Origin of the sequence: Anaerovibrio lipolyticus DSM 3074, assembly GCF_900141865.1 — a bacterium.
Classification (GTDB): Bacteria; Bacillota; Negativicutes; order Selenomonadales; family Selenomonadaceae; genus Anaerovibrio; species Anaerovibrio lipolyticus.
Genome location: NZ_FQYW01000023.1, coordinates 35629 through 43611, shown reverse-complemented (window position 1 = coordinate 43611; position 7983 = coordinate 35629). Strand labels below are relative to the sequence as shown.

The following is a 7983-nucleotide window of genomic DNA, read 5'->3' as shown; positions in this document are numbered from 1 at the left end:
AAGATATTATCTGTTGGAAGCTACCAGCCATATAAGACTACACTGCCAAGAATACAGTGAGTTTTACTACAAGAAATACGCTGAGGTTAAAACCCATCAGCATAAACGTGCACTCGCTCTCACAGCTCGTAAAGCAATAAAGTTGATTTTTGGATTGCTGGCCAAGAATCAGCTCTACTCCGAAAACAGAGTAGGCCAATCTTAATATTTTACGAACAAGCCTTCTGGATTTTAGGTTTACTGTCCAGGGGCCTGTTAAGTGCACGCTAATTTAAGGATTTGCTTGCAAAACTTTTGAAAAATGAGCTTTACATATTACCAGGTTGCTCATACACACATTCCTATGCCTTGTCCAGCTACCGCATATATTCGTCACCCAGGGCCGTTATCCTGCAAATTCAGAGCGTTACTTCATATAAGTATACTACCCATAAAAAAAAGGCGATTCTTTGATAACTTCTATCAAAGAATCGCCTTTTTTAGGTAATGTCCTTAATCGCTAACTCAAAGTGCTTTCGGTTGGTTTTTAAAATCCCTTCCCTTTGCAGCTTGGAGATTTCCACCGTCATGGCAGCACGCTCCACACAGAGATAGTCAGCCAGCTCCTGCCGATTAAAGGGTATATCAAAGCTAAGACTGCCCTGCCGCTGGGCTTCCCGGGAAAGATAGGAAAGTATTTTTTCCCGGGTTGACCGTTTGCTTATATGAGTAATCTTCTCATTAAAAGCCATAACCTTATTGGCTAAAACACTAACCAAGTTTCGAATAAGCCGTTGATGGTGCTCACAGGCCGAGGAACAGCTGGCCATTAGTCTTTTGACGTTCATCATCATTATGAGGGAATCCGTCTCTGCCACAACACTGATATTCAGCACTGCGCCAGGAGTAGCGGCATAAATTTCCCCGAAAAACTCCCCTGGATGACATTTAGCCATAATATTTCTGTGCCCCCATACATCCTCCTGGATAATGAACACCGAGCCGGACAAAACCAGCCCCATGACTTCAGTGCTGTCCCCTGCCCGGAAAATATACTTCCCCTTAGGAGCCTGCACGGAATATGCACCTATACAGCCTAATACCGCCTGTATTTCTTTATGGTTCATTCCACCAAAAAAAGCACAGTTACTTAGTATAGGCAAATGCTTATCTATTTCTTGTATAGTATTCATAATGTATAAACCTCAACGGTGAACCTCATCACGGTATCATCTTGCTTAGGAAAGAAATTCTTAATAAGAAGAATTAAATTTATATAATATTAATATAACTTATTTAACACATCTTCGTCCATCTTGAATGTATGCTCCTCGGCTGGGAAGGTTCCTGCCTGTACTTCCTTAACATAGGCTGCAAAAGCCTCCTTCATCTGTTTACCCAGCGCGGCAAAATGCTTGGCAAACTTTGGTGTGTAATCTGAAAACAGTCCCAGCATATCCTGGTATACAAGGATCTGTCCATCACATCCAGCCCCGGCCCCAATGCCAATAGTAGGAATAGACAGCTTGTCAGTGATAAGCTGGGCCAATGGAGCCGGTATACACTCCAGGGTCAAAGCAAATGCTCCAGCCTTTTCGATGGCTAATGCGTCTTCAATTAGCTTTTTTGCCGCTTCTTCGCTCTTCCCCTGAATGCGGTTTCCCCCCAAGGCATTTACTGACTGAGGGGTAAGGCCTAAATGAGCCACCACGGGAATTCCAGCCTCTGTAATGGCCTTAATCTGCGGGCAAACAGCGGCGCCACCCTCCAGCTTTACGGCATTGGCCCGGCCTTCCTTCATCAGGCGTCCCGCATTCATTACAGCCTGCTCCACGGACACCTGATAAGACATAAATGGCATATCGATAACCACCATGGTATCATGGCAGGCCCTAGCCACTGAACGACCATAGGTAATCATATCCTCCATGGTAACTGACAAGGTATCTGGTAAGCCAAGCATTACATTCCCCAAGGAATCCCCTACCAAAATGGCATTGATGCCGGCTGCTTCCTCCAGCTTGGCGGTGGAATAATCATAGCAGGTCAGCATAGAAATCTTTTCACCATTAGCCTTCATCTTAGCAAACGTCGCAACAGTGTTTTTCATTTTACTCTTCCTTTCAAGTCCCATGTGTTTAAAAATTCCTTGATGGAAGAGTAATCCCGTGTTGGATTCTTTGCTTGGCCTGTCATAACCAGCTCCCTGGCCAGAAGGCTATAAAGCTGTGCCCTATCAGGGGGCAGACACTCCAGATGCTTCTGAATTGTCCCCAAATCTCCCCGTTCCACAGGACCAGTTAATGCTTGTACCATACCGTCAGTTACAATATGGTGAGCATTGCCGGCAAACAGCGGTTTAAGGGCCCACTCTGCCTCTGCAGGTGAAAAGCCACACTCCGTCAACAAGCTTTGGCTCAATGCGAGCAAGGCAATCACATAATTGCTGGCCAGCGCCGCCGCACAATGATATTTGACCTTAACCCCTGGCTCAATTACCTTGACCTTAAGGTCTAACCCTTTAAGCCACGTTTCCATAAGGGCAATTTTTTCCCCCGAGCCCTCCAGCGCAAAAAAAACATCCGTCAGCTCCTCGTAAGCGTGATATTTATCACTTACGGCGAACAACGGATGAACGGAAAAGCCGATGGCCCCATATTGCTCAATATTTGGAAACGCATCCCCTGCGGTCAGCGCACCACTGCAATGACAAAAAATCTTATTTTGAATCTTTTCAGAAGGAAGCTGTTCGTAAAAATTCCGAATCACTCCATCCGGCAGCGTGAAAAAAAGCACATCACTAGCTGCTAACAGGTCTTCTGCATTGATAAAAGCCTGTGACTGAGTAAACTCTGCTGCCTCTTTTACAGATTGAATGCTATGGCTATAATAGCCTATAACTTCGACACCATGTATGCGGAAATATTTTCCCAGAGTGAAGCCGACCTTGCCGGCTCCGAAAAAACCAATCTTCATCGCATCACCTCATTTATGCGGATGCGCTTTTCAATTCAAAAAAAGATAAGTACAGTTTCCTCATGGAATACCGTCCATCGAAGGTTATTGTAGCACAAGACATCCCCATACTGCAACGAACAATCAGGCATTTCACACCAATATTATTCTCTGACTATTCTATCAACATAAAACTCCCAGCCGAAGCCGGGAGTCATATAGTCCAATTTTTATTTCATATTTTCCCACCATTGCCCAAACTGCTGTGGCGGTTCATCACCTATATTGAAAACCTCACCAATCATCGGGGTGAGCAGCCTGTAGCTTTGCCCTTGGCTGTAGCGAGTCAATTCTCTATATGGCTCCTGCCACGGATGGCGGGCCAAAGCAAATTTTCCCCCATGAGCAGGCAGCAATGCCTTTGCCCCCACATCCACCGCCGCTTTAGTTGTTTCCTCCGGCAGCATATGAATAGCGTGCCAAGCCATATTATACTGGCCATTTTCGCCTAGCATCAGGTCAAACCCACCGAACTGGTCACCAATGGTCTTAAAATGGGCCCCATATCCCCCATCACCGCTATAATACACCTTGTGCCTTGGTGTTATAAAGGCAAAGCCACACCACAGGGTAGGATTTGGCGTAAGAAACCGCCCCGAAAAGTGCTGTGATGGTAACACATGAACAGAAAAGTCCTCTGCTAGTTTAATTTCCGTGTCCCAGTCCTCTTCATGGAGAATTTGTGGATCAAAGCCCCACTGTTCAAAATATTCGCCTACCCCCAAAGGACAAACGATATTTTTAATTTTGCTTTTTAAAGCCATTACCGTCGGGTAATCCAAATGATCCCAATGGTCATGGGAAATAGCCAACACATCAATATCCGGAATATCATCAGACGTGTAAACATTACTTCCAGGAAAGGCTTTATTGATAAAAAATACTGGCGAAGCGTAGGAACTAAAAACCGGATCTATCAAAATCCGCCGTCCCCCCAGCTGCATATAAAAGGTGGAATGCCCCATCCACACCACCAGATCCTGATTTATGTCCAGAGCTTTTAAATCTGTTTTATGTGAAAGCATAGGCTCCTGGGGTGACAGAGCTGACTTATCTCCAAAGAGGAACTTGGCAGTAGCCACAAAACGATTTTCCCCGCTATCCTCATTCATCACCTGTACTGGCACCAGATTTTGGAACTGTCCGTTGACATAATGAGGTGAAGCCTGAATACGGGCCAATCGCTCCCCCTGTGGCAGCCGCCCAAATTCTGGCCGATGGAGAAAGCTATATCCACCCAGGGACAGCATTCCCACCGTCGCCAGTCCACCAATAATAAAATTTCGTCTATTCATGAGCATTCACCATATACCTACTCTACCTCGATTAACTCGTACTGGTCATTGCCCATCCCCAGCTCCTTCATGGCTGATAACTGGCGTAAGCCTTCCCGGCTCTCAATGCGTTCAATAAGGTCATTTTTGCGTGAATCCTTAAAATTATATACCAGGTCAATGGAGGCCTGATCGATGGCCAAAATATCCGTTGAGGCCAGTATACCTATATCCGGGATAACTGGCTCCGCCGCACTGGTCCCCGCGCAATCACAATCCACCGACATACGTCTCATCACATTTAAGAAAGTGATATTTTTGCCAAAATGGTCGCAAATAGCCTTGCCACTATCCGCCATAAGCTCCATAAACAGGCCGCCCATTACCCATTTTCCGTAATCCTGCACACCATGAACCTGCAGCTTGCCCTTTTTGCCTGAAGCACAACCAATGGCGATATTTTTCAATGAACCGCCAAAGCCGCCCATGGCATGGCCTTTGAAGTGGGTAAGCACTACCAGTGAATCATAATTTGCCAAATGGCCTCCCACAGCCACCTCTTTAAGATGCAAGCCGTTCTTGACCGGGAAATTCACATCCCCGTCTTCATCGATAATATCCACCGGGCAAAAGGTCCAACCATTGGTCTGCAAGGTTTGACGATGCTGCTGCGTGGTAGAACGTGGTCCGCCATAGGCCACATTGGCCTCAATAATGGTACTGTTTGGTACATGGCTCTGGAAGGCTTTTACCATATCCCGTGGCAAAATATTGGGGCCATGGGGCTCACCCGTATGAAGCTTGATTGCTACTTTACCACTTATTTCACTATTAACCTTTTCATACAGCTTCTGAAGGTGCTCTGCATCAATATGCTTGGTAAAATAAACCTTTGCCTTATCTGACGCCTGTACAGATGCTTTATTGGCATTTGTTGCAGGAGCTTTACTATCTGCAGCCTTTGCGCCACAACCACTTACAAACCCCGATAGCCCGGTAAGACTAACTCCGGCAATGGCCGCACTTGCCATCTTCACAAAATTACGTCTTGACATATTCGACATGGCATTATCCCTCCTAAGCTTTAAATTCCATTCATTTTCCTATATGAAAGAATATCATAAAATGAACTTTTTTACACCTGCTCATACTCTGGCTTCCAGGCAGCAAACTGAACCAATTGCTCATCAGTTCTATAATAATAGCGTACATTCTTGTCCAGTTTGGCGATTTCTGTCATTTCCTCATCTGTCAATTCAAAATCAAGAATATCAAGATTATCTTTTATATGAGCCACATTTCTGCTTCCCGGTATTACTACAAAACCCATTTGGGTATGCCAGCGAAGAATTATCTGAGCAGTACTTTTACCATACTTTCTCCCCAACTCTACAAATAATGGTTCATCCATAAGAGATTTATCACCATGCCCCAGAGGATACCAGCTCATGAGCTTTATATCATATTTGCCAAGAATCTGACGAAGCTCTTTTTGCGTAAAATATGGATGGGCCTCTACCTGAATAAATTGAGGTACTATTTCCCATTTATGCTGAAGCTCATCAATATACTTCCCCTCAAAATTGGAAATGCCAATACTTTTTGCTTTACCTTCCTTATAGGCCTTTTCCAGCTGTCTATAGCCTGCCAGCCAATTACCGGCTGGTTGATGGACATATAGCAAGTCAACATATTCAACGCCCAAGCGTGCCAAGGTCTCATCCACAGCATTATTATTTTCAAATTCCGAAGGCCACAGCTTGGTGGACAGGAATATATCCTCCCGCTTAACGCCACTTTCCTTTATTCCCCTCCCTACTGCTCGCTCATTAACATAGGCATTTGCTGTATCTACAAGAGAATATCCCATTTTAAGGGCTTCCCTGACACTTTTTTCCGCGTCAGCCGGAGAAAGAGTATAAGTCCCTATACCGACCACCGGACACTTCATCTTGTTATTTAACTCCAAATACTCCATTTTCATCTACCTCCATAAAAGCTTAATTCCCTAAGCTTTCATTTACCCATTTTTCCATATCTTTTCTGGCTTCAGCCTGCTGAGTCTGAGCTTTTTTACCGCGCATTTCCAAGCCTGGCAGGACTTTAGCTTTTGTAGTTTCTGCAATGAACCGCTCGGTATTGCCTATACCACTGCCTTCATGGGTACAGAAAGGGATAATTGTCTTGCCTGCAAAATTTTCTTTTTCTAAGAACGTATATACCCCCATTGGCAAATCACTCCACCAAATCGGATAGCCTAAAAAAATGACATCGTATTGGCTCATGTCTGGCAATGGGCCATTGATTTCCGGACGTTCATTGTTTTCCTTTTCCTGCTTGGCAACTTCAGTTGCAGGGCGATATTCCTTTGGATACGGCTTGACCGTCTTTATTTCAAACAAATCTCCCTTGGTTATATCCGCAGCCATTTCTGCCAATATGCGCGTATTCCCCTTTTCTATGTAGCCCACGCCACCAGTATTCTCATCCGCCCGGGAAAAATAAGCGACTAATATACGCTTTCCCTGCGCAGCTGGTGCCTGAGTGCTGACGGAATTGTTATTTGATACCGTCTTTTCAGTTTTGGCAGGGGTTTCTGCTGACCCACATGCCGCTGTCATAATGGCAAATAACGCCAAACACATAATTGTCAATATTTTTTTCAAGTTAATCTCCTCCTAGCCGCACTTATCTTGTTTTCACCTGCGCTCCGCCGTACACCGCCGACATCTCCATGTGATCCAAAGCCTCATCCAGTGCCTTGACCTCCAGCGCAGTGAGCGTAATATCTGCTGATTTTCCGTTTTCTTCCAAGCGGGACAATTGTTTCGTGCCGGGAATCGGCACAATCCAAGGTTTTTTCTCAATCATCCACGCCAAGGAAATTTGGGCTGGGGTAGCTCCCTTTTCCTCGGCGGTGTGCTTCAGCAAAGCAAAAAGCTCCCGATTTTTCTCCATGGCCTCTGCTGTGAATTGGGGCATGGTGCTGCGATAATCTGTTTTCGCATCAAATTTGTCATCTTTACCGTAAGCTGTCGTCAGCAGTCCATTGGCCATGGGCGAGAATGCCACCAGACCTATGGAAAGCTCCTCCAGTACCGGGAATAGTGGCTCATAGTGCCGTGCCATCATGGAATAGCGATTTTGCACCGCCGTTACGGGACAAACCTTATGGGCACGGCGAATGGTGTCCTCATTCACTTCTGACAATCCCCAGTGAAGAATTTTCCCCTCTTGGATGAGATCAGCCATGACACCCGCCACTTCCTCCACGGGAACATTTGCATCCTGCCGGTGCTGGTAATAAATATCTATATGGTCAGTTTGCAGACGTTTCAGTGAGCCTTCCAGACTCTTTCTTATGGTTTCGGGGCGGGAATCCGTTATGACGGGCTTATCAGCTGCTGTGACAGAGGTATCGAAGTAAACGCCAAATTTTGTGCCGATAATAACCTTGTCACGATAGGGCTTCAGTGCCTCCCCCACCAACTTTTCATTGTCGTGGGGATCGTCGTCGGTACCATAGCACTCCGCCGTGTCAAAAAAAGTATAGCCCATATCAACGGCTTCGGCTATGAGATTTGTCATTTCCTTATGATCCGCTGGTGCTCCGTAGGCGTGGCTCATACCCATGCAGCCAAGTCCCACGGCAGAAACCTTCAAGTCTTTTCCCAATGTACGATATTTCACAGCCTGTCCTCCCATTCAAAAATTT

General features: G+C 45.6%; 8 protein-coding genes and 1 pseudogene. 1 reads left to right on the top strand and 8 read right to left on the bottom strand.

Annotation, left to right across the window (positions count from 1 at the left end; genetic code table 11):
• Positions 1-205 (top strand): annotated as a pseudogene (locus B6K08_RS14135) (IS110 family transposase); the annotation flags it as partial.
• Between the two features lie 274 nt (positions 206-479).
• Here the strand turns inward: B6K08_RS14135 and B6K08_RS11800 are convergent.
• From B6K08_RS11800 to B6K08_RS11765, 8 genes are all read right to left on the bottom strand, one after another.
• Positions 480-1172: a Crp/Fnr family transcriptional regulator gene (locus B6K08_RS11800; protein ID WP_039206508.1), complete on the bottom strand. Its 693-nt coding sequence runs from the start codon at positions 1170-1172 to the stop codon at positions 480-482.
• Between the two features lie 89 nt (positions 1173-1261).
• Positions 1262-2089 carry a 3-methyl-2-oxobutanoate hydroxymethyltransferase gene (gene panB / locus B6K08_RS11795; RefSeq protein ID WP_039206510.1) on the bottom strand — a complete coding sequence of 276 codons (828 nt, stop codon included), beginning with the start codon at positions 2087-2089 and terminating at the stop codon, positions 1262-1264.
• Positions 2086-2955 carry a Rossmann-like and DUF2520 domain-containing protein gene (locus B6K08_RS11790; RefSeq protein WP_039206512.1) on the bottom strand — a complete coding sequence of 290 codons (870 nt, stop codon included), beginning with the start codon at positions 2953-2955 and terminating at the stop codon, positions 2086-2088. The genes panB and B6K08_RS11790 overlap by 4 nt, the downstream gene beginning before the upstream one ends.
• A 209-nt stretch (positions 2956-3164) precedes the next feature.
• The gene (locus B6K08_RS11785; RefSeq protein ID WP_039206514.1) at positions 3165-4289 is read right to left on the bottom strand and encodes an MBL fold metallo-hydrolase; all 1125 of its coding nucleotides are present in this window, start codon (positions 4287-4289) and stop codon (positions 3165-3167) included.
• Between the two features lie 17 nt (positions 4290-4306).
• Entirely contained in the window at positions 4307-5332 is a 1026-nt protein-coding gene (locus tag B6K08_RS11780) for a DUF362 domain-containing protein (RefSeq protein WP_039206516.1), read from the bottom strand.
• Positions 5333-5403: 71 nt separating this feature from the next.
• Positions 5404-6246, bottom strand: a complete 843-nt coding sequence (locus tag B6K08_RS11775) for an aldo/keto reductase (protein WP_039206518.1) — start codon at positions 6244-6246, stop codon at positions 5404-5406.
• A gap of 22 nt (positions 6247-6268) precedes the next feature.
• Positions 6269-6934 (bottom strand): flavodoxin, encoded by a 666-nt coding sequence (locus B6K08_RS11770; RefSeq protein WP_200810428.1) that lies wholly within the window; start codon positions 6932-6934, stop codon positions 6269-6271.
• A gap of 22 nt (positions 6935-6956) precedes the next feature.
• The gene (locus tag B6K08_RS11765; RefSeq protein ID WP_039206523.1) at positions 6957-7958 is read right to left on the bottom strand and encodes an aldo/keto reductase; all 1002 of its coding nucleotides are present in this window, start codon (positions 7956-7958) and stop codon (positions 6957-6959) included.
• Positions 7959-7983 lie beyond the last annotated feature (25 nt).

Excerpts from the sequence above, each read along its gene's own strand:
- B6K08_RS11780 (WP_039206516.1), bottom strand. The coding sequence starts at position 5,332 with ATGTCGAATATGTCAAGACGTAATTTTGTGAAGATGGCAAGTGCGGCC.
- panB (WP_039206510.1), bottom strand. The coding sequence starts at position 2,089 with ATGAAAAACACTGTTGCGACGTTTGCTAAGATGAAGGCTAATGGTGAA.
- B6K08_RS11790 (WP_039206512.1), bottom strand. The coding sequence starts at position 2,955 with ATGAAGATTGGTTTTTTCGGAGCCGGCAAGGTCGGCTTCACTCTGGGA.
- B6K08_RS11800 (WP_039206508.1), bottom strand. The coding sequence starts at position 1,172 with ATGAATACTATACAAGAAATAGATAAGCATTTGCCTATACTAAGTAAC.
- B6K08_RS11785 (WP_039206514.1), bottom strand. The coding sequence starts at position 4,289 with ATGAATAGACGAAATTTTATTATTGGTGGACTGGCGACGGTGGGAATG.
- B6K08_RS11775 (WP_039206518.1), bottom strand. The coding sequence starts at position 6,246 with ATGGAGTATTTGGAGTTAAATAACAAGATGAAGTGTCCGGTGGTCGGT.